The sequence below is a fragment of the Klebsiella sp. w6 genome (assembly GCF_033100215.1).
Classification (GTDB): Bacteria; Pseudomonadota; Gammaproteobacteria; order Enterobacterales; family Enterobacteriaceae; genus Klebsiella; species Klebsiella variicola.
Window position 1 is genome coordinate 1,691,530 of the sequence record NZ_CP136907.1, and the last position, 23,688, is coordinate 1,715,217.

At 46.7% G+C, this 23,688-nt stretch carries 17 protein-coding genes and 1 pseudogene; 16 read left to right on the forward strand and 2 right to left on the reverse strand.

The window, feature by feature from the left end; genetic code table 11:
• Window positions 1–7 precede the first annotated feature (7 nt).
• Window positions 8–1,360 carry a molecular chaperone gene (yegD, locus tag R0140_RS08165; RefSeq protein ID WP_016531337.1) on the reverse strand — a complete coding sequence of 451 codons (1,353 nt, stop codon included), beginning with the start codon at window positions 1,358–1,360 and terminating at the stop codon, window positions 8–10.
• 137 nt (window positions 1,361–1,497) lie between these two features.
• On the opposite strand from yegD, the gene alkA reads away from it, so the two are divergent.
• The 4 genes from alkA (at window position 1,498) to asmA (ending at window position 5,652) form a co-directional block, all read left to right on the forward strand.
• Complete coding sequence (gene alkA, locus R0140_RS08170; RefSeq protein WP_032740104.1) at window positions 1,498–2,346, forward strand: DNA-3-methyladenine glycosylase 2; 849 nt, start codon at window positions 1,498–1,500, stop codon at window positions 2,344–2,346.
• A gap of 114 nt (window positions 2,347–2,460) precedes the next feature.
• On the forward strand, window positions 2,461–3,102 hold the full coding sequence (gene udk / locus R0140_RS08175) for a uridine kinase (protein ID WP_002912442.1): 642 nt from the start codon (window positions 2,461–2,463) through the stop codon (window positions 3,100–3,102).
• A gap of 90 nt (window positions 3,103–3,192) precedes the next feature.
• Window positions 3,193–3,774 carry a dCTP deaminase gene (dcd, locus tag R0140_RS08180; protein ID WP_004151145.1) on the forward strand — a complete coding sequence of 194 codons (582 nt, stop codon included), beginning with the start codon at window positions 3,193–3,195 and terminating at the stop codon, window positions 3,772–3,774.
• Between the two features lie 30 nt (window positions 3,775–3,804).
• On the forward strand, window positions 3,805–5,652 hold the full coding sequence (gene asmA / locus R0140_RS08185) for an outer membrane assembly protein AsmA (RefSeq protein ID WP_008804088.1): 1,848 nt from the start codon (window positions 3,805–3,807) through the stop codon (window positions 5,650–5,652).
• Window positions 5,653–6,224: 572 nt separating this feature from the next.
• Here the strand turns inward: asmA and R0140_RS08190 are convergent.
• Window positions 6,225–7,808 (reverse strand): TerC family protein, encoded by a 1,584-nt coding sequence (locus tag R0140_RS08190; RefSeq protein ID WP_012967582.1) that lies wholly within the window; start codon window positions 7,806–7,808, stop codon window positions 6,225–6,227.
• Between the two features lie 770 nt (window positions 7,809–8,578).
• Between R0140_RS08190 and galF the strand changes: the two are divergent.
• The 12 genes and pseudogenes from galF (at window position 8,579) to R0140_RS08250 (ending at window position 23,683) form a co-directional block, all read left to right on the forward strand.
• Window positions 8,579–9,553 (forward strand): annotated as a pseudogene (gene galF / locus R0140_RS08195) (GalU regulator GalF).
• Window positions 9,554–9,868: 315 nt separating this feature from the next.
• Window positions 9,869–10,498, forward strand: coding sequence for a phosphatase PAP2 family protein (locus tag R0140_RS08200; protein WP_012541075.1), 630 nt, complete (start codon window positions 9,869–9,871; stop codon window positions 10,496–10,498).
• 957 nt (window positions 10,499–11,455) lie between these two features.
• Window positions 11,456–12,889, forward strand: coding sequence for a capsule assembly Wzi family protein (locus R0140_RS08205; protein WP_131032969.1), 1,434 nt, complete (start codon window positions 11,456–11,458; stop codon window positions 12,887–12,889).
• 145 nt (window positions 12,890–13,034) lie between these two features.
• Window positions 13,035–14,168 (forward strand): polysaccharide export protein, encoded by a 1,134-nt coding sequence (locus tag R0140_RS08210; RefSeq protein ID WP_012541078.1) that lies wholly within the window; start codon window positions 13,035–13,037, stop codon window positions 14,166–14,168.
• Window positions 14,169–14,174: 6 nt separating this feature from the next.
• On the forward strand, window positions 14,175–14,606 hold the full coding sequence (locus tag R0140_RS08215; protein WP_071822029.1) for an arsenate reductase/protein-tyrosine-phosphatase family protein: 432 nt from the start codon (window positions 14,175–14,177) through the stop codon (window positions 14,604–14,606).
• A 17-nt stretch (window positions 14,607–14,623) separates the two neighbouring features.
• Window positions 14,624–16,795: a polysaccharide biosynthesis tyrosine autokinase gene (locus R0140_RS08220; RefSeq protein WP_012541079.1), complete on the forward strand. Its 2,172-nt coding sequence runs from the start codon at window positions 14,624–14,626 to the stop codon at window positions 16,793–16,795.
• An 84-nt stretch (window positions 16,796–16,879) separates the two neighbouring features.
• A complete protein-coding gene (locus R0140_RS08225) occupies window positions 16,880–17,830 on the forward strand; it encodes a polysaccharide pyruvyl transferase family protein (RefSeq protein ID WP_131032967.1) in 951 nt (316 codons plus the stop codon).
• A 3-nt stretch (window positions 17,831–17,833) separates the two neighbouring features.
• On the forward strand, window positions 17,834–19,000 hold the full coding sequence (locus R0140_RS08230) for a lipopolysaccharide biosynthesis protein (RefSeq protein ID WP_131032966.1): 1,167 nt from the start codon (window positions 17,834–17,836) through the stop codon (window positions 18,998–19,000).
• Between the two features lie 10 nt (window positions 19,001–19,010).
• The gene (locus R0140_RS08235; RefSeq protein WP_131032965.1) at window positions 19,011–20,165 is read left to right on the forward strand and encodes a glycosyltransferase; all 1,155 of its coding nucleotides are present in this window, start codon (window positions 19,011–19,013) and stop codon (window positions 20,163–20,165) included.
• Window positions 20,149–21,414, forward strand: coding sequence for an O-antigen ligase (locus tag R0140_RS08240; protein ID WP_255944476.1), 1,266 nt, complete (start codon window positions 20,149–20,151; stop codon window positions 21,412–21,414). The genes R0140_RS08235 and R0140_RS08240 overlap by 17 nt, the downstream gene beginning before the upstream one ends.
• A complete protein-coding gene (locus R0140_RS08245) occupies window positions 21,414–22,502 on the forward strand; it encodes a glycosyltransferase family 4 protein (protein ID WP_255944475.1) in 1,089 nt (362 codons plus the stop codon). Before R0140_RS08240 ends, R0140_RS08245 begins: the two co-directional genes overlap by 1 nt.
• 11 nt (window positions 22,503–22,513) lie before the next feature.
• Entirely contained in the window at window positions 22,514–23,683 is a 1,170-nt protein-coding gene (locus tag R0140_RS08250; protein ID WP_131032962.1) for a glycosyltransferase, read from the forward strand.
• The last annotated feature ends 5 nt before the right edge of the window (window positions 23,684–23,688 follow it).

The following is a 23,688-nucleotide window of genomic DNA, read 5'->3' on the forward strand; positions in this document are numbered from 1 at the left end:
GCTGGGGTTAGCGGAAAACCACCTGCGCCCAGCGGGCCAGCCCGGCGGTTACCGAGCCAAAATCATCGCCACCGGCCAGCGGAATACCCGGCAGCTGGGCGGTCAGCGCCTTTTTGATCAGCGGCGAGCGGGCGCTGCCGCCGGTAAGATAGATCACATCCGGGGTGGTCTGGCTGCTGTCGAGCGCGAGCTGCACCTGTTCCATAATGCGGGTCAACGGTTGATCCAGTGCGGCTTCCAGACCCTGCTGGGCGATGGCGGTGGCCAGCTCGTCCTGAATAAACGGCAGCGCGGTTTCGACGCTGGCGGCGCTGGAGAGGGCGATTTTGCTCTCTTCGGCGCTGCGCACCAGACGATAGCTGAGACGCTGGCGCCAGACCTTCAGCAGCAGAGCCACCTTGTCGGCATCCCGGGCGCTGCGCAGCAGATCGTTAAGCAGACGGCCGTTGGCGGTGCTGTAGAAATCGCTCTGCGCCGGCACGTCGTTGATGGCCACCGCGTTCCACCACGGGAGGATCGGCAGCGCAGTGCCTTTCTCCGTTTCGCCGCCCATACCGAGGAGGGGCATCAGGCATTTGAAGGCCAGGGCAATGTCGAGGTCGTTGCCGCCGATGCGGCAGCCGCTGTGGCCGAGCAGGCTCTGCTGGCGGTCGGCGCGCTCCCGCCACTGCGGGCCCATCAATAGCAAGGAACAGTCGGTGGTCCCACCGCCGATATCGACGACCAGCACCCGCTTTTCTTCATTGAGGGTGGCTTCGAAATCGAGCCCGGCGGCAACCGGTTCAAACTGGAAGACCACATCGCGGAAACCGGCGCGGAGAGCCGCCCGCTCAAGGATCCCCTGCGCCTGGGCGTTCGCGTCGTCGCCGCCGAGGCCCTGGAAGTTAATCGGTCGGCCAATCACCGCCTGGTCGATCTGCTCGGGCAGCTGGCTTTCGGCCTGCAGTTTGATGTGCAGCATCATGGCGCAGACCAGGTCTTCAAACAGGGCCACCTGCTGCGGCTTCAGCCCGCTGGCGCCGAGGAAGGATTTTGGCGATTTAACGAAGTAGACCTCTTCCGGATCTTCAACATACTGATGCAGCGAGGCGAGACCGAACTGCACGCTGTTGCGCAGCACCTCGATGTCTTCGTCGCGGTTGGCGGCAATGGCCCGGCGCAGCAGCGCCTGGTTTTCATCGCTGTGGGTGGGGACGTCATGATGGCGATAGAGCCACTCGCTGACCGCTTCGCGCGTTGGCGCGCAGAGCATCGAGGGCAGCAGCGCGCTGCCGTTTTCCAGTGTCAACAGCTGAGGGGTGTTTTCCCGCATCACGGCCACCGAACAGTTGGCGGTGCCGTAGTCAAAACCAATAAACATCGTCTGCAAAATCCCCATGCCGGTGAAGAAGGGGGGCGACTTTAGCGGATCGTCGCCAAGCCGACAACTGGAATTTAAAAGCAAGGCGCTGACGGTCAAGGGCGACTATCATTGAAACGCTATATAAAGGAGAGCTTATGGAGCTGTTACCCTGGACCCCGCCTTATGACTGGGCGTGGATGGTTGGTTTTCTGCAGGCGCGTGCCGTCGCCGGCGTCGAGCGCTTTGATGAAGGAGGCTATAGTCGCAGCTTTGGCGTTGAAGGGCATCGCGGGCTGATTCATCTGGCGCCGGACGAAGAGGCGCAGGGCCTGCGGGTGACCCTCTCCCCGGGGCTGCAACCGGTGGCGGAGAGCTGCTATGCGCGAATTGGCCAGCTGTTTGATTTAGCCTGCGACCCGCGGCAGGTCGCCGGGGCGTTGGGCTCTCTGGCCCAGGCGCGGCCGGGGCTGCGCCTGCCGGGGGCGCTGGATGCCTTCGAACAGGCGGTGCGGGCGGTGCTGGGGCAGCTGGTGAGCGTGGCGATGGCCGCCCGGCTCACTGCCAAAGTGGCGGCTGGCTGGGGCGAACCGCTGGCGGAGGCGCCCGGCTATGTGTTGTTCCCGACGCCAGAGGCGCTGTCCCGGGCCGACCCGCAGGCGCTGAAGGCGCTGGGAATGCCGCTTCGGCGCGCGGAGGCGCTGATCCACCTCGCCCGGGCGGCGCTCAGCGGCGAGCTGCCCCTGACGGCGCCAGCGGACATCGACGCCGGGCTGCGTCAACTGCAGAGCCTGCCCGGGATTGGCCGCTGGACGGCAAACTACTTTGCTCTGCGCGGCTGGCAGGCGAAAGATATCTTTTTGCCGGATGATTACCTGATTAAACAGCGCTTTCCGGGAATGACCCCGGCCGCCATCGCTCGCTATGCCCGTCGCTGGCAGCCGATGCGATCGTATGCGCTGTTGCATATCTGGTATACCGATGACTGGATCCCGGCGGCGGAATAGCCGTCCGGGGCGCATACCACTGGTATCGGGACGCTGAAATCCCTATAATTGCCGCGTTTGGCGGTCCGCCGCCACCCTCCATCTCTATCCAGGTTAATCAGGTCGCAAAAATTTATGACTGATATGTCCCATCAGTGCGTCATTGTAGGTATCGCCGGCGCATCGGCTTCTGGCAAAAGTCTTATTGCCAGTACTCTCTATCGCGAATTGCGTGAACAAGTTGGCGACGAACATATTGGCGTCATTCCGGAAGACAGCTATTACAAAGATCAAAGTCATCTGTCGATGGAAGAGCGCGTCAAAACCAACTATGACCACCCGAGCTCAATGGACCACAGTCTGTTGTTCCAGCACCTGCAGATGCTGAAAAGCGGCCAGCCGATTGAACTGCCGGTCTATAGCTACGTCGAGCATACCCGCACGCCGAACACCATTCACGTCGAGCCGAAGAAGGTGATCATTCTTGAAGGGATCCTGCTGCTGACCGACGCGCGCCTGCGTAACGAGCTTAACTTCTCTATTTTCGTCGACACCCCGCTCGATATTTGCCTGATGCGCCGTATTAAGCGCGACGTTAACGAGCGCGGCCGCTCCATGGACTCGGTGATGGCTCAGTACCAGAAGACTGTGCGCCCGATGTTCCTGCAGTTTATTGAACCGTCGAAGCAGTATGCCGACATCATCGTGCCGCGCGGCGGCAAAAACCGCATCGCGATTGATATTCTGAAGGCCAAAATCAGTCAGTTCTTTGAATAACCTGGCCGAATTGTGTAACGTGCAAAGAGTAGCCCTGTTGCCCTCTCCGCCGCGAAGCGTGCGGGAAGCAGCCTTATAAGGAGAAAGCCCATGCGTCTGTGTGACCGAGATATCGAAGCCTGGTTGGATGAAGGGCGACTCGCCATCAATCCGCGCCCACCCGTTGAGCGTATTAATGGCGCGACGGTTGATGTACGGCTGGGTAATAAATTCCGCACCTTCCGCGGCCACACGGCGCCGTTTATCGATTTAAGCGGTCCGAAGGCCGAGGTCAGCGCCGCGCTGGACCGCGTGATGAGCGAAGAGATTGTCCTGCCGGAAGGGGAGGCCTTTTTCCTGCATCCGGGCGAACTGGCGCTGGCGGTGACCTATGAGTCAGTCACTCTGCCTGCCGATCTGGTGGGCTGGCTGGACGGACGCTCCTCACTGGCGCGGCTGGGGCTGATGGTGCACGTTACCGCGCACCGCATCGACCCGGGCTGGTCCGGCTGCATCGTGCTTGAGTTCTACAACTCCGGCAAACTGCCGCTGGCGCTGCGCCCGGGAATGCCTATCGGCGCGCTAAGCTTTGAGCCATTATCGGGCCCGGCGGCCCGGCCGTATAACCGCCGTGAAGACGCCAAATATCGCGACCAGCAGGGCGCGGTGGCGAGCCGAATCGACAAGGATTGATAACGTCAACCGGGTGTTGCTGAGGGTGCCATGAGACGAATACTGACAACGCTGATGATCCTGCTGGCGGTCATTGTCGCCGGGCTTACCTCGTTGGTATTGCTGGTCAATCCCAACGATTTTCGCGCCTATATGGTGCATGAGGTGGCAGAGCGCAGCGGTTATCAGCTTGAACTCGATGGCCCGCTGCGCTGGCATGTCTGGCCGCAGCTCAGCATTCTCAGCGGACGCATGACGCTGACCGCCCGGGGCGCCGAAGAGCCGGTGATCCGCGCCGACAACATGCGCCTCGACGTGGCGCTGCTGCCGTTGCTGTCGCACCAGCTGCAGGTGAAGCAGGTGATGCTCAAGGGCGCGGTGATCCAGCTGACCCCGAAAACCGAGGCGGTTCGCGATAGCGCTGCGCCGGTGGTGCCGCATGACAACACCCTGCCGCAGGCCCCGGAGGACCGCGGGTGGTCCTACGACGTGCGCCAGCTGCAGGTGGCCGACAGCGTGCTCTTCTTCCAGCATGAGAATGGCGAGCAGGTCACTGTGCGTGATATCCGCCTGCAAATGGAGCAGGATGAGAATCACCGGGCCACCGTCGACTTCTCCGGCCGGATCAACCGCGACCAGCGCGACCTGGCGTTGAGCTTCTCCGCTACCGTGCAGGGCGGCGACTATCCCCACTCCTTAAAAGCCGACTTTAGCCAGCTAAGCTGGCAGCTGCGCGGCGCCGAGCTGCCTCCTGATGGCATTAATGGCCAGGGCAGCCTGCAGGCCAGCTGGCAGGAAGATGGCAAAACTCTGCGCTTTGACAACCTGAATCTGATGGCCAGCGGCAGCACCCTTACCGGCAACGGCAGCGTGGTGCTGGGGGATCGCCCGGACTGGTCGCTGGATCTCCACGCGACCACCCTGAATCTCGACAGCCTGCTGGCACCCTCCTCGCCAGCGACCGACAGCAGCGCCAGCCAGCAGGGCCAGAGCCAGACGCGACCGCTGCGTCCGGTGATCGCCGACAGCGATGAGCGCGAAGATTACCAGAGCCTGCGCGGCTTTAACGGCCGGATGGCCCTGAGCGCCGACCAGTTGCAGTGGCGCGGCCTGAACTTCACCCAGGTGCAGAGCGAAATCAGCAACCAGCAGGGGCTGCTGACGGTCAGCAAAATGCAGGGCAACCTCGACGGCGGGCAGCTCTCTCTCCCCGGCACTCTGGATGCCCGTGGCGACACGCCGCAGGCGACGTTCCAGCCGGCGCTGCAGAATGTGGAGATCGGTTCGCTGATCAAAGCCTTTAACTATTCATTAAACCTGACCGGCAAGCTGTCGCTGACCGGCGAGTTTTCCGGAACGCGCATTGACGCGGATGATTTCCGCCGTCACTGGCAGGGGCAGGCCCAGCTGCAGATGGCCGATACCCGTACCGAGGGGCTGAATTTCCAGCAACTGGTGCAGCAGGCCGTGGAGCGCAGCACCAACGTGCGGGCGCAGGAGAATTACGACAATGCCACCCGCCTGGATTCCGTGAGCAGCCAGCTGACGCTGGATAACGGGGTGGTGACGCTGAACCGCCTGCAGGGGCAGTCCGACGTGATGGCGATGACCGGCGAAGGTCAGCTTGATCTGCAGAAAGAGAACTGCGATATGCGCTTTAACGTGCGCGTGCTTGGCGGCTGGAAAGGGGAGGGCAAACTTATCGACCGCCTGAAACAGACCGCCATCCCGCTGCGCATCTACGGCGACTGGCAGTCGCTGAGCTATAGTCTGCAGGTTGATCAGATCCTGCGCAAACAGCTACAGGATGAAGCGAAGCAGCGCCTCAACGACTGGGTTGAGCGTAATAAAGGCAGCAAAGAGAGCAAAGACGCCAAGAAGCTGCTCGATAAGCTGTAATCTCCACGACCGCGGCCCGGACCTTCCGGGCTGTGAGATTGTCGTCAGAGGGTGTGCCACGTTGATGCCGGGTGGCGGCTGCGTCTGACCCGGCCTGGGTTGTGCGCAATATCATCAGCTTGAGTCGCTATCCATGTAGGCCTGATAAGCGCAGCGTCATCAGGCAGTGTGGCTGCTGTAGAGCATCAATTCCCCGTGATGAGAGAATGTCGTCAACGTGTAATGTCACGATGATGCCGGGTGGCGGCTGCGCCTGACCCGGCCTGGGTTGTGCGCTGGGAGTAATCCCCCGGTTTGCGTCGCTATCCCGTAGGCCTGATAAGCGAAGCGCCATCAGGCAGTGTGGCTGCTCTAGAGCAACAATTCCCCGCGATGAGAGAACGTCGTCAAAGTGTGGAGCCCCGTTGATGCCGGGTGGCGGCTACGTCTGACACGGCCTGGGTTGTGCGCTGGGGGTAATACCCCGGTCTGCATTGCCATCCCGTAGGCCTGATAAGCGAAGCGCCATCAGGCATGGGTTTGATTATCCATCCCACCGCCCGGGATACCCCGGGCCGTTTTATGCCTGACGATTACACCTCATAATCCAGCTCATCCTGCTTTACCGGCGGGACGATCTGCACCTTTTGCACCCGATGGCTGTCGACCTGCAGCGTGCGCAGGGTATAGCCGTCAATCTCAATAGTCTCCCCCACCTGCGGCACATGCTGCAGATACTCCATCAGCAGACCGGCGACGGTGTGGTACTCCCGTTTATCATCCAGCGGCAGCGGAACGTACTGCACCAGGTCCTCCAGCGGCATATGGCCGTTAACCGTCCACGAACCGTCCTGATGATGCTGAATATCGTGCCGGGCGTCGATCTCCTCCACCTCGTTGGGCAGATTACCGGCGATAGTCTCCATCACGTCGCTCAGGGTCACAATCCCCTCGACGGAACCAAACTCATCGACCACAAAGGCGAAGTGGGTGCGGGCCTGACGGAACTGCTCAAGCGCGGAGAGGAGCGGTAACCCCTCCGGAAAGACCAACGGCTGCCGCACCAGCACCTGCAGATCCAGCGGCTCCTGGCGCAGGGACTGCTGGAGCAGGTCAATAACGTGAACCACTCCCAGCAGGTCTTCATTATCTTTCCCGCCGGTCACCACCAGCCGGGTGTGCTGATTTTTCTCCACCAGGCTGCGGATCTCTTCCTCCGGTGCGCTGAGGTTGATGCGCTCGATATCATGGCGCGACGTCATAATACTGCTGACGCTGCGCTGATTAAGGTTCAGCACCCGCTCAATCATCAACCGTTCCTGCGGATTAAACAAAGGATGATGGTCCTGATCGGCCACCAGCGACGCCGTGTCAGCATCCAGTTCAGCTTTTTCCTTCTGGCCGCTCAGCAGGTTCATTACCGCCTCGGTGGTGCGCTGACGCAACGTCATATTGGCCGACAGGAAGCGACGGCGGTTAAACAGCGCCAGCTGATTAAGGGCTTCAATCATGACCGAGAAGCCAATCGCCGCGTACAGATAGCCTTTCGGAATAATAAAGCTGAAGCCTTCAGCAATCAGGCTGAAGCCGATCATCAGCAGGAAGCTCAGACAGAGGATGACAATGGTCGGGTGGCTGTTAACGAAGCGCGTCAGGGCCTTGCTGGCCATCAGCATCAGGCTGATGGCGATGATCACCGCGGCCATCATCACCGCCAGGTGGTCGACCATGCCGACGGCAGTGATCACCGAGTCGAGCGAAAAGATGGCGTCGAGCACCACGATCTGCGCCACCACGGCCCAGAATTTCGCCCCTCTGCGCTGGGTGGGATTATCGCTGTCCTTCCCCTCGAGCCGTTCGTTGAGTTCGACGGTGGCTTTAAACAGCAGGAATAAGCCGCCGAACAGCATAATTAAATCGCGGGCGCTGAAGCTGAAGTCGTGAAAAACAATCAGCGGTTTGGTCAGGGTCACCAGCCAGGAGATAGAGGCCAGCAGCAGCAGACGCATGACCATTGCCAGCAGCAGACCGGTGATACGAGCGCGGTCGCGCTGGGCGGGCGGCAGCTTTTCGGCGAGGATAGCGATGAAAACCAGGTTATCGATACCCAACACCAGTTCGATAACCACCAGCGTGACGAGACCTGCCCAGATTGACGGATCGGCAATCCATTCCATATGTATTAAAACCTGTACGACTGCGGTATGTGTTACCACGATCATGGATAAGATGAGTCTAAAATGCAATAACGACGCGGATATCACTCCGCCAGGGGTGGATATATTTCCAGCAAATTAAGAGAACAGAAAAGAATTATGTTCCAGAAAAGATCAGCGGAAAAATAACAATATGGCGGAACGCGCTGGAATAAGCTTGCTGATATCAGAACCATAACCCGCTGCGTTCTGCCCGGCGCAAAAGCGCGGGCAGTCCCGTCGTTCTCCACGGTAGGCACCCTTCCTCATCCCCGGGTGAAGTGCGAAGCCCGCTCACAAAATCGGCATAATTCACATCATGAAGTGAGCGCAGAATAGCGCCGATCGCAGTTCTCTGCCGTGGTTTACGGTTATTATCCTGCCATATCTGGCTGTTTGTGCTGAAATATATTGCCTGGTGAAATTAATTATCTATATCTATTCTTTCCGGACACATGGGCGCCGCAGCCTGCAGCTGGCAGGGGCTGCGTACCAAAGGCCGCGATGTACGGGCCTCGCGGCGGCATCGCGCTGTGCAGGGAAGCGGGCCGCTGAATATCCTGATGGAGAATAAGATTATTCTCACTTCAAACTGTTGGTAAAAGGAAGTTGTGTGTATTCTTTTAGGGGACAGTGAATTTAAGAATTTGGCGGGCAGATGCCCGGGCAGTATCCGTGTATTATCAGTTCCAATGGATTTGTGACATGTACAATTTTGCAAAACTGCGTGTTTTGCAACCAAACAGGTGAAGATGAATATGGCGAATTTGAAAGCGGTTATTCCGGTCGCAGGACTAGGCATGCATATGCTGCCGGCCACAAAGGCAATTCCAAAGGAGATGCTGCCGATCGTTGATAAGCCAATGATTCAGTACATTGTTGACGAAATCGTCGCCGCCGGGATCAAAGAGATTGTCCTGGTGACGCACTCCTCGAAGAATGCGGTGGAAAACCACTTTGATACCTCCTACGAGCTGGAAGCCCTGCTCGAGCAGCGCGTGAAGCGCCAACTGCTGGCGGAAGTCCAGGCCATTTGCCCGCCGGGCGTAACCATCATGAACGTGCGCCAGGCACAGCCGCTGGGTCTGGGCCACTCCATCCTCTGCGCCCGCCCGGTAGTCGGGGACAACCCGTTTGTCGTAGTGCTGCCGGATATCATTCTCGACGGCGGCACCGCTGACCCGCTGCGCTATAACCTCGCTGCCATGGTCGCCCGTTTTAACGAGACCGGCCGCAGCCAGGTGCTGGCGAAACGCATGCCGGGGGATCTCTCCGAATACTCCGTTATCCAGACCAAAGAGCCCATGGTGGCGGAAGGGCAGGTGGCGCGTATCGTTGAGTTCATTGAAAAACCGGACGAACCGCAGACCCTGGACTCCGACCTGATGGCAGTGGGCCGCTACGTGCTGTCGGCAGATATCTGGGCTGAACTTGAACGAACCCAGCCGGGTGCCTGGGGCCGTATCCAGCTAACCGACGCCATTGCCGAACTGGCGAAGAAGCAGTCCGTTGACGCAATGCTGATGACCGGCGAAAGCTATGACTGCGGTAAAAAAATGGGCTACATGCAGGCCTTCGTCACCTACGGGATGCGTAACCTGAAAGAAGGTACCAAATTCCGCGAAAGCATTAAAAAATTGCTGGCCTGAGCGCCGGCGTAAGAGTGAGCGGCAGGGCAGGGGTATTTTGCCACGCCGCTCATAACGTTATGCAGAAATTATTCATAACGTGAATGTTATAACGATTGTAAAGAAACGTATGGCTTCGGAGACTTCTGGTAGTTTGTCTCTGGCCTCTGTGGTGCAATGGTCGGAGTAGCGGCAATAATGCTTTGTGAATAGTCACTTAGTGCGACAATTCCTAAAGTGCAGGGAAAGCGGTCAACGTCAGCCAAAAATAAAACTTGACTGCGATCATGTTTCCGCTTTAAACATCTCACTTGCATGCATAAAAATGTGAAATGAATTGGCATGCGAGCTGGTACAGACATTACGGATAATCCCTGAGCACGGCAGTGGACATCATCGAAGGATCACAGGTATATGAACTGGCAACTCATCTCATTTTTTGGCGATAGCACCGTTTTGCTGCCCAGCGCAGCGGCGCTGTTTATTGTCCTGATGCTGCGTAAAACGTCGCGGTTGCTGGCGTGGCAGTGGAGTTTGCTGTTCGGCATCACCGGCGCCATTGTCTGCGCCTCCAAACTGGCCTTTATGGGCTGGGGTCTGGGCATTCGCGAGCTGGATTACACCGGCTTTAGCGGCCACTCAGCGCTTTCCGCGGCCTTCTGGCCTATCTTCCTGTGGCTGCTTAGCGCTCGTTTTTCCGCGGGCTTGCAAAAAGCAGCCGTCGCCACCGGCTATATTCTGGCCGCCGTGGTGGGATATTCACGGCTGGTTATTAATGCACATTCCGTGTCAGAAGTAATCGCAGGCCTGTTGCTCGGCGCTGCTGGCAGCGCTTTGTTCCTGTTGTTGCAAAAACGTACTACCCATTCGGAAAGCGTGAGTATTTCGAAGGGGGGCGTCGCGTGTCTGGTGATGGTCCCGCTTATCCTGTTGCATAGCGGCAATAAAGCGCCGACTCAGTCCCTGCTGGGGCAAATTGCCACCGCAGTAGGACCGCTGGATAAACCCTTTACGCGTACCGATCTGCATAAGCAGGCCTGGTAATCGCCATTTGTTTTACAGGGGAAATTAAGTTTTCGCCGGTTAATTAGACAAATAAGAAAATAATCTACTATATGCCAGTCAATTGATAATTCATATTTATGAAATAATGCAGTGCTACTACATTGTTATTGTCAATTTGCGTGGATATAGCCGTGGTCAGACGTTTCTTAAATGCGTTCAGAAAGCACCTGTTCCACGTTGGATGAATAATCCTGTATCGAGAAACTATTAGAAATTGTAGTTGACTGTAGCGCCATCATCTGATTTTGAAATGACGTGGGCGTGATGAAAAAAGTCTTTTTTTACATAGGGTTATCTGTGTTTGAGTCGGCATGGCTTCGCCAGGCAGATGTTTGGTAGATACGAGCAATAAATAATCTTTATTGGCGAGCCGCTTATTTTTTGCCAATAAAACTGCGGATGGGATTAATTGGCAGATATTCGGCAGTAAGACTCCCAATTGTGGCCGAAATCCCGTAGACTTAACGCCGCAAAAATAAAGGCCTGACCAACTTATCACCCACAGGCCGATTAAATACGCCGTTCAGGTAGTCAGTACGCTGGTAGCTGTTAAGCCAGGGGCGGTAGCGTCGCTGAAACCACCTGCTGCTGCACAAATATCTTCTCTGAACGGCTATAAAAATCGATGCACTTTGGGTGATTGACGCCATAAGATATCTATCAAGCTCATCAGATATCCTCATAAATGGGTCAGGAGCAGCTGCTGATATCGCCTGTACACCAACTTTCCCGTCTCATCGATAGCCTGTACGGTAAAATTCGCCTACATTGTGAGCTGGGTGGATGTGATAATGACTACGAGCAGCTTAGGGTAACTGTACTTGCCTCGCCGGTGTTGCACAGCGAAGTCAGCTGGTGCCGCGAGCGCTTTCTATCTTGGTATTCCCCCCATTCTCATTGAGATACGACTGCGGGGCTGAAAATGGATCTTGTACAATGATAAAAATTGCGCGCATTGCCGTGACATTGGGCTTGCTTTCCTCACTGGGAGCCCAGGCTTACGCGGCCGGGTTAGTAGCAAATGATAACGATCTGCGAAACGACCTTGCCTGGCTTTCCGATCGTGGGGTCATCCATCTGAGCCTGTCGACCTGGCCGCTGAGCCAGGAAGAGATCTCCAGGGCGCTAAAAAAAGCTAAACCGTCTTATTCTTCTGAGCAAGTGGTGCTGGCTCGTATCAACCAGCGACTGTCTGCTTTAAAAGCCGATTTCCGGGTCACCGGCTACACCTCAACCGATCAGCCGGGCACTCCGCAGGGGTTTGGCCAGACGCAGCCAGCAGATAACTCGTTAGGCCTGGCGTTTAACAACAGCGGAGAATGGTGGGATGTCCACCTCCAGGGCAACGTCGAAGGGGGAGAGCGGATCAGCAACGGATCGCGCTTCAACGCCAACGGCGCCTATGGCGCGGTGAAGTTCTGGAATCAGTGGCTCTCCTTTGGCCAGGTACCGCAGTGGTGGGGACCTGGGTATGAAGGTAGCTTGATCCGCGGGGATGCGATGCGGCCGATGACCGGCTTTCTGATGCAGCGGGCTGAGCAGGCGGCACCGGAAACCTGGTGGCTGCGCTGGGTGGGCCCATGGCAGTATCAGATCTCAGCCAGTCAGATGAATCAATATACCGCTGTGCCGCACACAAAAATTATCGGTGGCCGTTTCACCTTCACGCCGTTCCAGTCTTTAGAGTTAGGCGCATCGCGCATTATGCAGTGGGGCGGGGAAGGGCGTCCGCAATCCTTCAGCAGTTTCTGGGACGGGATCACCGGACAGGATAATACAGGTACGGATAATGAACCGGGTAACCAACTGGCCGGCTTTGATTTTAAGTTTAAACTGGAGCCAACTCTCGGCTGGCCGGTCAGTTTCTACGGACAGATGATCGGCGAAGACGAGGCAGGTTTCCTTCCTTCAGCAAATACATTCCTTGGTGGGGTGGAAGGGCATCATGGTTGGGGTAAGGATGCGGTAAACTGGTATGTTGAGGCACACGATACAAGATCTAATATGAGCCGTACTGACTACATTTACACGCATCATATTTATAAGGATGGTTATTACCAACAGGGATATCCGTTGGGGGATGCGATGGGCGGAGATGGTCAACTCATTGCCGGTAAGGTTGAACTGATTACAGAAGATAACCAGCGCTGGAGTACGCGGCTGGTTTACGCCAAAGTTAACCCAGAGAACCAATCAATAAATAAAGCATTTCCTCATTCAGATACCCTGAAAGGTGTTCAGCTGGGTTGGAGCGGGGATGTATATCAGTCGGTCCGTTTGAATACTTCACTGTGGTACACCAACGCTAACAACAGCGACAGTGACGACGTTGGGGCCAGCGCAGGGATAGAAATACCATTTAGTTTATAAGGCTGAATGCTGAAAATAGGGGAGAGAGGGTGGTAGCGCTGCAGGACGCGGTCAGCTTTTTTCTCCCCATAAGCCGGCAGGGAAGTAACGGCTAACACAGCTGCTCAGGAATTGGCAAATTTTGGTTTACTGATGATGTGACATTATGAAGAAAAAACTTGTTAGATTTTCGGCATTAGCGTTGGCGATTAGTTTTTTATCAGGCTGTACTATTATTCCTGGTCAAGGATTAAATAGTCTACGCAAAAATGTGGTCGAACTACCGGACAGCGATTACGATCTGGATAAGTTGGTCAATGTATACCCAATGACACCGGGGCTTATCGATCAGCTCCGTCCGGAGACTGTTCTGGCGAGACCCAACCCGCAGCTGGATAATTTGCTCCGAAGTTACGAATATCGCATTGGGGTCGGCGACGTATTGATGGTTACCGTATGGGATCATCCAGAACTGACAACCCCTGCGGGCCAATACCGCAGTGCTAGCGATACAGGTAACTGGGTTAATTCTGATGGCACAATCTTTTACCCTTATATAGGCAGGGTTCAGGTTGCCGGCAAAACTCTTACCCAGGTACGCCAGGAAATAGCTAGTCGTTTAACTACTTATATCGAAAGTCCTCAGGTTGATGTTAGCATTGCAGCTTTTAGATCGCAGAAAACATATGTTACTGGAGAGGTAATGAAATCGGGCCAACAACCGATAACGAATATTCCTTTAACGGTAATGGATGCCATAAATGCCGCTGGAGGTCTTGCTCCAGATGCTGATTGGCGCAATGTTGTGTTAACTCATAATGGTAAGGATACAAAGATATCCTTATATGCGCTGATGCAAAAAGGAGACTTGTCACAAAATCATTTACTGTATCCGGGTGATATATTATTTGTCCCACGAAACGATGATTTAAAAGTATTTGTAATGGGAGAAGTGGGCAAACAAAGTACCATGAAAATGGATCGAAGTGGGATGACTTTAGCAGAAGCGATTGGCAATGCCGAAGGTATGACGCAAGCTTTTAGCGATGCCACTGGGGTATTTGTTATAAGACAACTGAAAAATGACAAGCAGGGTAAAATAGCTAATATATATCAGCTTAATGCCCAAGATGCTTCAGCGATGGTGCTGGGTACTGAGTTTCAGTTGCAGCCTTATGATATTGTCTATGTCACTACGGCTCCACTTGTAAGGTGGAATCGTGTTATATCTCAGCTAGTACCAACAATCACAGGCGTCCATGATATGACAGAAACTACACGCTATATTAAAAATTGGTGATGACATATGTTTGACTCTGTATTAGTGGTATGTACTGGCAATATTTGTCGTTCTCCTATGGGGGAACGAATATTACAGTCTTTGTTACCCGAAAAAACAATAAAGTCAGCTGGGGTAGGAGCTTTGGTTGGACATCCAGCTGATCCTCTTGCTTTACAGGTATCAAATGAAAAAGGCATAAATCTTGAAGGGCATTCAGGAACGCAATTCACCAGTGCTATGAGTATCGAATATGATCTGATACTAGTAATGGATAAGAATCATATTGAACAGGTAAGTAAAATTGCACCTCATGCTCGAGGAAAAACAATGTTAATTGGGCATTGGATTGGAAATAGAGAAATTCCTGATCCATATAAGCAAAGCAGAGAAGCCTTTGAATTTGTTTATCAATTAATAGATGAAGCATGTCATAGCTGGGCTGTGAGACTTCGTTGAATAAAGCGGGACGTATTATGGCACCTATAAGTTATAAGAAGCAAGAACAATCAGAAGCAGATGAATTAGACTTAGGTCGTTTAGTTGGAGAGTTTATTGATCATCGAAAACTCATTCTTAGCGTAACTATTTTTTTTACAGTTATTGCACTTCTCTATGCTATGTTTTCTACGCCGATTTATCAAGCAGATGCTCTAGTTCAAGTAGAACAAAAGCAGGGAAATGCATTATTGGATAGTTTAAATCAGGTTTTACCAACTGGTACTCAGCAATCAGCACCAGAGATAGCATTATTACAATCTCGTATGGTGTTGGGTAAAACAGTTGATGACCTGAATTTAGAAATAACAATTCAAAAAGATTATTTCCCAGTATTTGGTCGCGGTTGGGCTCGCTTGACAGGTACAGAAGGCGGAAATATTAAAGTAAGCAAGCTGCTTCTGAAAAAAAATGATATAGAAAACGTAAAACTTGAAGTTATAGATGAACATAATTTTATTGTAACAACAAGTGCCGGTGAGATTAAAGGTAAAGTAGGAACACTGATCGATAATAATGAATTTACCATAAAAGTGGATGAAATAAACGCTGATAAAGGATCCAGCTTTACTATCCAAAAGATTACGCGGTTACAAGCTATTAATAATTTGTTAAAGGTATTCAGTGTCACAGATCAGGGTAAAGACACTGGCATGCTAAACTTAACTTTAGTTGGTGAAGATCCAAATCAGATTACTGATATTTTAAATACAATTAGTGATAATTATTTGGCTCAAAACATTTCACGCCAGGCTGCGCAAGATGAAAAAAGTTTAGAGTTTTTGAAAGCGCAATTACCGAAGGTTCGTGACGAGCTTGATGATGCTGAAAATAAGTTGAATGCCTACAGGCGAAAAAAAGACTCCGTTGATTTAACAATGGAAGCTCAAGCGGTTTTAAACCAAATCGTTAATGTTGATAATCAGCTAAATGAACTTACATTTAGAGAAGCTGAAATTTCTCAATTGTTTACGACCGATCATCCAACATACAAAGCATTGCTTGAAAAAAAGAAGACTTTAGCACAAGAAAAAGTTAGGCTGAATAACCAAGTTACATCGATGCCAACGACTCAACAGGAAATTTTAAGGTTGAGTAGAGATGTTGAATCCGGTCGTGCTGTCTATATGCAGCTGCTAAATAGACAGCAAGAATTAAATATTTCCAAATCTAGTACAATTGGGAATGTTAGGATCGTTGATTCTGCTATTGCTGAACCAAAACCAGTAAAGCCTAAAAAAATAATGGTTGTACTGATCGGATTAGTATTTGGCCTGTTTGTTTCAGTCGGCATAGTCTTAGCTAGAATGTTTTTACGCCGTGGAATAGAATCGCCTGAAGAACTCGAAGACATGGGCATTAATGTTTATGCAAGTGTTCCAGTTTCGGAGTGGTTAACGCAGAAACATTTCAAAAATGGAAAACGATTGGCTGCAAAGGATGTGTTCAAAGAGGATCGGGAATCTCTTCTTGCATTGGAAAATCCTGCTGATCTTGCAATTGAAGCAATAAGAAGTTTAAGAACTAGCTTGCATTTTGCAATGCTTGAATCTAGCAATAATATATTAATGATTTCTGGGGCTAGCCCAAACGCAGGGAAGTCCTTTATCAGTAGCAATTTGGGGGCAATTGTCGCTCAGACAGGAAAGCGAGTACTCCTCATTGATGCTGATATGAGAAAAGGTTACATTCATAAAGTATTTGGGGTAAGTAACAGCAACGGCATATCAGAAATCTTGTCAGGGAAATCGACAGTCGGTAGCGCGATTTTAAACACACAGTTGGATAATCTAGATATTATTACTAGAGGACAGGTTCCACCAAATCCCTCTGAACTACTAATGCATGAGAGATTGAAATTATTTTTAGAATCAGTTTCTAAAGAATATGATTTGATTTTAGTAGATACCCCGCCAATATTAGCTGTTACTGATGCTGCGATTATCGGCCAATACGTAGGGACGGTATTACTTGTGGCTAGATTTGAATTAAATACAGCTAAAGAGATCGAAATTTCAAAACGGAGATTTGAACAGAGTGGTATTCCAGTCAAAGGTTGCATACTCAATGGTGTGGTAAAAAAAGCAAGTAGTTATTACGGTTATGGTTATAACCATTATGGCTATTCATATAATACTGACAAAAAATAGTGTCGTTAAATAAAATAACTAATTCAGCATCTTATGTGCTGGATTAGTTATTGAATTCGTTATGTGTAAATTATAGGGTAACTCATGCATCAGAATAATTTGAAAAATAAATTAACCGAGATTTTGCCATTTATTAAGGATAAGAACGAAGTAATATTCTTAGATTATCCTGTATATTTAAATGTTGGGGACTTATTAATCTATCATGGAACAGAGAATTTCTTTAAAGAAAACAACATTAATATTAAGCTCCGAAGAAGCAATGCTCGTTATTCAGTTAAGGAAATAAAAAAATATATTAACCCTAATACTGTAATTCTAATGCAGGGTGGCGGGAATTTCGGTGATTTATATCCTGAGTTTCAAAAATTTAGACAAGACGTGGTAAGTTCTTTTCCTGATACACGAATCATTATTTTACCGCAAACTGCATTTTTCGAAAATGAACACGAATTGAATAAATCAGTAAAATCATTTGGAGCACATAAAGATCTTATCATTTTCTCACGCGATACTAGAAGTCTTTCAATTTTTAAAAAGTTCACATCTCAAACCTTCTTAATGCCAGACATGGCTCACAGTTTATGGGGTACTTTGCCGAAGTCTCAGAAAAGCAAAGGAACATTATATTTAATTAGAAATGATAAAGAAATAAATCAAGTACAGCGTAGGCTTCTCGAGCATAAAAACGGTGATGATAAATATGTTGATTGGGAAGATATTTTGACTTCGAAAGATTTATTAATGAGAAAACTCTGCAGAAAACTTGATGGAATAGGTGGGGTCACAAATCTCTCTTTATTAAAGAATATTTCGAATGTTATATGGTATAACTATACCTACAAAATGGTTCAACGTTATGCATTATACTTTACAAGCCATGAAAAGGTAGTTACATCCCGTATGCATGGACACATTTTTTCTTGCTTACTATCATTACCTAATGATGTGATTGATAATGCTTATGGAAAGAATAGTGGTTATTTTAAAGAATGGACATATGATATTGATGGAACGAAACTATTAGAAGAATAAGACATGAAGAAAGATTTAAAGAGTATAACTCAAGTATTGAGTGTAGGCTTTAGTAATGTGCTATTGACTTTCTTTCAAGCTATATTACTTACAAGGCTTTTAACTATTGAGGATCGTGGCCATGTCCAGTTATTTATAGTTAGCACAACAATATTTTCGTCTTTTTTCATTTCAGGCGCAGGAAACACAATTGCGTATTGTGTCCGAGATGGGAAGAAAAAAGGATATGTAGCCATTTTGGCTACATTATCATTGGTTTTATTAATAGGGCTTGTAGTAAAATTTTTATTAAGTAATCAAACATATCAGATTTTATTTTTTATTACACAAGTGGTTATGCTTTGTGTGATGCAACTTACAATAGAGTTGTTAAAAATTCAGGGTAGTCTGAAATACTATAAGTTGTTTTCCTTTTTATCTCCTTTTTTCTTTTTTGTAATCACAACTATTGTATTCATGACTCACAAGTTAGTAAGTTCAGATTACGCAATTTTGATGGTTATTTTATCTAATACGTTATCAAGTATCATGGGAGTGTATTTTATTTATAAAGTTATGAATCAAAATAGCGCAAATGATGATATACCACGTTTAATGTTTATAAAATATTATATCAAGCAGTATGCAATGCAAGTATTTGGTATTGTAACGAATAATATGGATAAATATTTAATAGGCAATTTTACAGGTATTTCAGCGCTAGGTTTATATTCAACAGCAGCAGCTTTTAACACACTACCCCTCAAATTTTATAATGTCTTATCGGATTATTTATTCTCAGGTTATATTAATAAAAAAAATAATGAAAAAATCGTTCTACAAGTTGCTATATTTGGAGGGATTATTGGTTGTTTATGTGCATTTGCATTTTCTGAACTACTAATAAAAATAGCATTCGGTGAAAGATATTTATCATCGCATGTCTATCTTCCTTATATTATTATCAATATGGTAATTAGTGGGATCGCATGGGTATTAACACAAAAAGCCTTAATATCTGGTAGTCAAGTATTAATAATAATAAGGCAACTAATTGGATTGATTGCATTTGCGGCTATTTTCTTCTTTTTGCAACCTTATGGGTTGTGGGGAGCGATCATTGCGTTAATGACTGGTAGTATTATTAGGCTGATGATATCAATTCTTTTCTTTATAAAAATTAAAATATAAGGACAGCTAAATGAAAATTATGATGTTTAATACATTATACTATCCATTTAAGGTCGGGGGGGCCGAAGTATCGGTAAAACTCTTGGCTGAGTCGTTAGTAAAGAAGGGACATGAAGTAAAAGTTGTATCAATTACAAATGAAAAACAAAGAAAAGAAACATTAATTGAAGGAGTGACATCTGTTTGCATACCAAACACCAATATATATTGGCCATTTGTAAGTGAAAAAAGAAACCCTTTTCAAAAATTAATTTTCCATATTAAAGATAATTTTAATTTCAGTATACAAAAAGCTATTTCAGCAGAGATACAAAGTTTCAAGCCTGATATAGTACACACTAATAATCTCTTTGGATTATCAACACTTACTTGGCTTACATGTGCAAGAAATTCAGTTAGAGTTGTACATACAACCAGGGATTATTATCTCTTGCATATTAACGCTTCTCTATACAAGAATGGGAAAAATATCAATCCATTTGGTATGCAAGTAAAGCTATTATCTTTTTTTAAAGCAATAATGTCGAAAAGAGTAGCTGCATTTGTTGGTATAAGTGAATATATGATGCAGCTTCATCAAAAAAATGGTTTTGCAAAGCATGGAATCCATACAACTATATATAATACTGTTTCTAAACAGGAAGTTAATAGAAAATCTGATGAACAAGTTATAATAGGTTTTTTTGGAAGGCTAACAGTAGAAAAAGGCTTTGATACTTTTTGTAAAATAGCACACCTGCATCAAAATAATCAAAAAAAATTAAAGTTTATTGCTGCTGGTCCCACAGACTCGTTAACCGAAGAATTAAAAGCAATGGCTGGTGACGCTGGAGTGGATTTAACGGGGTTTATGAGTCTTAGCGAATTTTTAGCCATAACTGATTTGATTATTCTTCCTACCAAATGGAACGAACCTTTTGGTAGGAGTGTTGTAGAATTGGCATTAGCTGGTAAGCCTGTATTTACAAACTTGACAGGTGGAACTAAAGAAATCGCTGCACTATTTCCAAATATTTTCCCTCTAGAGGATTTTTCTGTCTCAAAATCATATGAGAATCAGCAGTTTAAAATAGAAAAAGGAGTGGTTGAAAAATTCTCTAGTGAAAGAATTTGTAATCAATATGAATCACTCTACAAGAGAGTTCTTAATGATGAAAAAAACTAAACTTTCTCTGGTAGATCGACTTTTAGCCCTTTGCTTTGTAATATCAATAATTTTTACTGCGCGTACCTTTGAACTACTAGAGCTTCCATTATATTATTTTATTGAAATAGGTGTTCTTGCTGGGATCTTAGTTCTTTTAATACTTGTTTATGTGATGGGGCGATCAACTAATGTTTCCCTCGATAAAAAAGTGCTATTTACGGCTGGGTTGACTCTTTTTTTAAATGTGTTTTCTCCAGTTATGGCCAACATCAATTTCGGACAAAGTGTTATATTGGGTATTTTAGCTTTTAGAATACCAATTATGGCCGCTGTTCTATATTTATTATATTATGGTATATTTAAGCATAAAATAAAAGTAGATAATGACCGTTTTTTTGAATATGTCATTTCATGGTTGTTTATAATATCTTTATTAATAACGTTAGTGTGGATATATCTTACATATACTCTAAATGCCGAATATTACTACTTTTCCAGTGGTAATTTATTAGTAGACACGCGTAGTGATGGGTCATATCGTTTTAGATTCGATATATTTTTTCCATTTATGTTATTATGTTGCTCGTGGTATAAATCATCAAAAAATAAATCGAGATATCCAATTATATATTGGTTTACTTTAGGGTTGTCTATAATTTATTTGGTTTTTTATTTTCAGGGGCGAGTTTTTATCGGAGCGTTAGCATTTTCTTTTTTCTTATGTTATATAAGAACGTATGTATATAGTACAAGGTATGTAATCCTATATCTTTTAGTATTTATGTCAGTTTTATTATCAATTATTGTGTATTTTACTTACGGTGAACTCATAGATTTATACCAGAACATACTACGGTCGCTCTCGCTCACTGACAGTTCATCTTTAGTAAGGCTAAGAATATTGAGGGTTATGCAATCTAATTTTATAGATAATTTTATTCTTGGAAATGGATATCTAAGTAACCAAGCCGATATAAATATGGGAGATACTAAATTCAGTCCTCTTGATATAGGTGTGTTAGGTGTTATCTATACGTATGGTTTTATTCTTTTTTTGATAGCATTTAGTTGGTTCAGTAAACTATGGTTAGATTCATTTAGTAGAATAAATACAAAGCTTTATACATTTTGCTTTAGCGTATTATATTTAAATATGCTTTTCACTGGTACTTTCTTTTTTAGACCATATCAAATCATGGTGTTGCTTATTTTTTATATGCTTTTTAATCGAAATAAAAAAGATTTGAAAAAAGGGAGTGGCTATTAATGAAAGCGCTGGTTTTCTTAGGTTTACGGCATACTATATTAGCAGATGCTTGGCGAAAAGAGTACTTGGAAGGAAAAAGAAATGACAGTATGCTTTACGGCTATGGAAATGCTGTAACGCCGGGTATTGAAGTTGATTATTGTAGATTTAATAAATTTGAACGACTCCTTTTCAAAGATAATATAATTGGAAAGTTATATTTGTATTGTATTAAACTCCCATTGCTGCTTTTGAAATATGATGTTGTTTGGACGCATGTTGATAGAGATGCACTTTTTATTGCTAGGTTAAGAAGAATACCTATAATAAATAATTTTTTTGCAAAGCATATCGCTAATTTTGTTTGGTTAATAGATCATTCGCAAAATTATTCTGATAAACAACTCAATAAAATAAAGAAATTATTAAAAAGTATTGATAAGATATTGTACCTATCTACGGCTGAAAAAGCTGAGTTCATAAATAAATATCAATGTGAACAAAGTCAACTACTCTATACAAGATATGGGATTAACTTTTCAGCGTATGAATATAATGCCTTGTCAGTTAAACCTATTGGATTCGATAAAAAAGATTTTATTTTGTCCGTTGGAACAGATCAGCATCGCGACCTGGAATTATTAAACATTATTGCCGAAAAGAATCCTGATAAACAGTTTATCATTTGTTCTGGAAACCCTGAGCATCATAAACGAAGTTTTTCCAGGGATAATGTTACTATTATCAGAGCTTCCTATAACGAAATGGTATATTTATACCATGCATGTAAATTTGTCGTTATCCCTTTAAAGTTTAATTTTCATGCTAGTGGTATCACAACTCTATTAGAAGCAGCTGCGGCTAGAAAAGCGGTTTTATTGAATTACACTCCAGGCCTTGAAGATTATGGACAACATGATAATACCTGCCTCTTTGCTTCATTAGGAGACGTTGAATCGTTCGATAGAAACCTTAACAAGCTTTGGGATAGCGAAGAGTTAAGAAACCGTCTTGCTGAAAACGCATATAAATATTTACATTCTGATTTCAACACATACAAATACTCAAAAATATATATTGAACTAAGTAAAAAAATACTTGGTATATAAAGTAGGGGCTTATGAATATATTATTCTTAACAACGATCTTACCTATAAAAGCAAAGTCTGGTGGGGAGATTGTTACAAAGCAGATAATAACCGGATTGATTTCAAATGGCGCTGATGTTGATGTGGTCGGCTACGTTAGGCCAGATGAAACGAATTTGAGCCTTCCGAATAATTATAATGTCGCTGAAGCAAGAGTCATTGAAACACAGGGACACAAAAAGGAAACTTTGAAGTGGCTTTTGAGCTCATTAGTTAAAAAGGTACCATTTTCATCTGAAAAGTATGTTGGTGCTAAGTTCCTAGAAATAGTGAATGCTAAGCTCAAACAAAAGCAATATGATTATATATTTATAGATCATACGCAGATGCTATGGATATGTGATTATTTTTCAAGCGAACAAAGAGTGATTTTGATAAGTCATAATGTTGAGAGTCAGCTTTATGATGATCTTGCAAATGACTCTTCAAATTGGTTGAAACGTAATATTCTTCGTTTAGAATCATCAAAATTAAAAAAAATTGAACTGTCCTCTATTAAAAAAATTAATCAAATATGGTCTTTGAGTGAAAATGATACTGCGTATTATTCAAAGCTAAATAATTCAGAATATAATAGTTTAACTTGTATAACTTTTGATGCATTGCCATTGTTAGAACCAGATTTACAACCTTTACCTGAAGCAAAGTATGATGTATCTCTACTAGGAACTTGGTCATGGGATGCGAATATGAAAGGGCTTCGGTGGTTCTTTGATAATGTGTATCCTTTGTTACCGATGGAAATTACAATTCAAGTTGCTGGTAAAGGTGCTGATTGGTTAGCGGATAAATTTAAAAATGTCAAGTATAAGGGATTTGTCGAGGATGCACACGAATTCTTATCGAGGTCGAAAGTTATTGCAATACCATCTATTTCTGGTGCTGGTGTCCAAATTAAAACGCTAGACGCAATTACCATTGGGCGCCCTATTGTTGCATCCGAGTTTGCTTTGCGTGGATTAGAAGATATACCTTCTTATGTTTATAGTTCACGTCAAGCTTCTGAAATGGCCAAACAGATTATGACCAACCTTGAAAGAAAAGTAAGCCAAAATGATCTATTAGCTCTAAAGCATGAATGCAATGAATGGTATTCAAGTAAAATTAATAAATTTAAAGAAGTAATATTAGGAAGATTATAGCTTGG

What these genes read in the sequence shown, in the direction of transcription:
- yegD (WP_016531337.1), bottom strand. Translation starts at nt 1,360, where the DNA reads ATGTTTATTGGTTTTGACTACGGCACCGCCAACTGTTCGGTGGCCGTG.
- alkA (WP_032740104.1), top strand. Translation starts at nt 1,498, where the DNA reads ATGGAGCTGTTACCCTGGACCCCGCCTTATGACTGGGCGTGGATGGTT.
- udk (WP_002912442.1), top strand. Translation starts at nt 2,461, where the DNA reads ATGACTGATATGTCCCATCAGTGCGTCATTGTAGGTATCGCCGGCGCA.
- dcd (WP_004151145.1), top strand. Translation starts at nt 3,193, where the DNA reads ATGCGTCTGTGTGACCGAGATATCGAAGCCTGGTTGGATGAAGGGCGA.
- asmA (WP_008804088.1), top strand. Translation starts at nt 3,805, where the DNA reads ATGAGACGAATACTGACAACGCTGATGATCCTGCTGGCGGTCATTGTC.
- R0140_RS08190 (WP_012967582.1), bottom strand. Translation starts at nt 7,808, where the DNA reads ATGGAATGGATTGCCGATCCGTCAATCTGGGCAGGTCTCGTCACGCTG.
- R0140_RS08200 (WP_012541075.1), top strand. Translation starts at nt 9,869, where the DNA reads ATGAACTGGCAACTCATCTCATTTTTTGGCGATAGCACCGTTTTGCTG.
- R0140_RS08205 (WP_131032969.1), top strand. Translation starts at nt 11,456, where the DNA reads ATGATAAAAATTGCGCGCATTGCCGTGACATTGGGCTTGCTTTCCTCA.
- R0140_RS08210 (WP_012541078.1), top strand. Translation starts at nt 13,035, where the DNA reads ATGAAGAAAAAACTTGTTAGATTTTCGGCATTAGCGTTGGCGATTAGT.
- R0140_RS08215 (WP_071822029.1), top strand. Translation starts at nt 14,175, where the DNA reads ATGTTTGACTCTGTATTAGTGGTATGTACTGGCAATATTTGTCGTTCT.
- R0140_RS08220 (WP_012541079.1), top strand. Translation starts at nt 14,624, where the DNA reads ATGGCACCTATAAGTTATAAGAAGCAAGAACAATCAGAAGCAGATGAA.
- R0140_RS08225 (WP_131032967.1), top strand. Translation starts at nt 16,880, where the DNA reads ATGCATCAGAATAATTTGAAAAATAAATTAACCGAGATTTTGCCATTT.
- R0140_RS08230 (WP_131032966.1), top strand. Translation starts at nt 17,834, where the DNA reads ATGAAGAAAGATTTAAAGAGTATAACTCAAGTATTGAGTGTAGGCTTT.
- R0140_RS08235 (WP_131032965.1), top strand. Translation starts at nt 19,011, where the DNA reads ATGAAAATTATGATGTTTAATACATTATACTATCCATTTAAGGTCGGG.
- R0140_RS08240 (WP_255944476.1), top strand. Translation starts at nt 20,149, where the DNA reads ATGATGAAAAAAACTAAACTTTCTCTGGTAGATCGACTTTTAGCCCTT.
- R0140_RS08245 (WP_255944475.1), top strand. Translation starts at nt 21,414, where the DNA reads ATGAAAGCGCTGGTTTTCTTAGGTTTACGGCATACTATATTAGCAGAT.
- R0140_RS08250 (WP_131032962.1), top strand. Translation starts at nt 22,514, where the DNA reads ATGAATATATTATTCTTAACAACGATCTTACCTATAAAAGCAAAGTCT.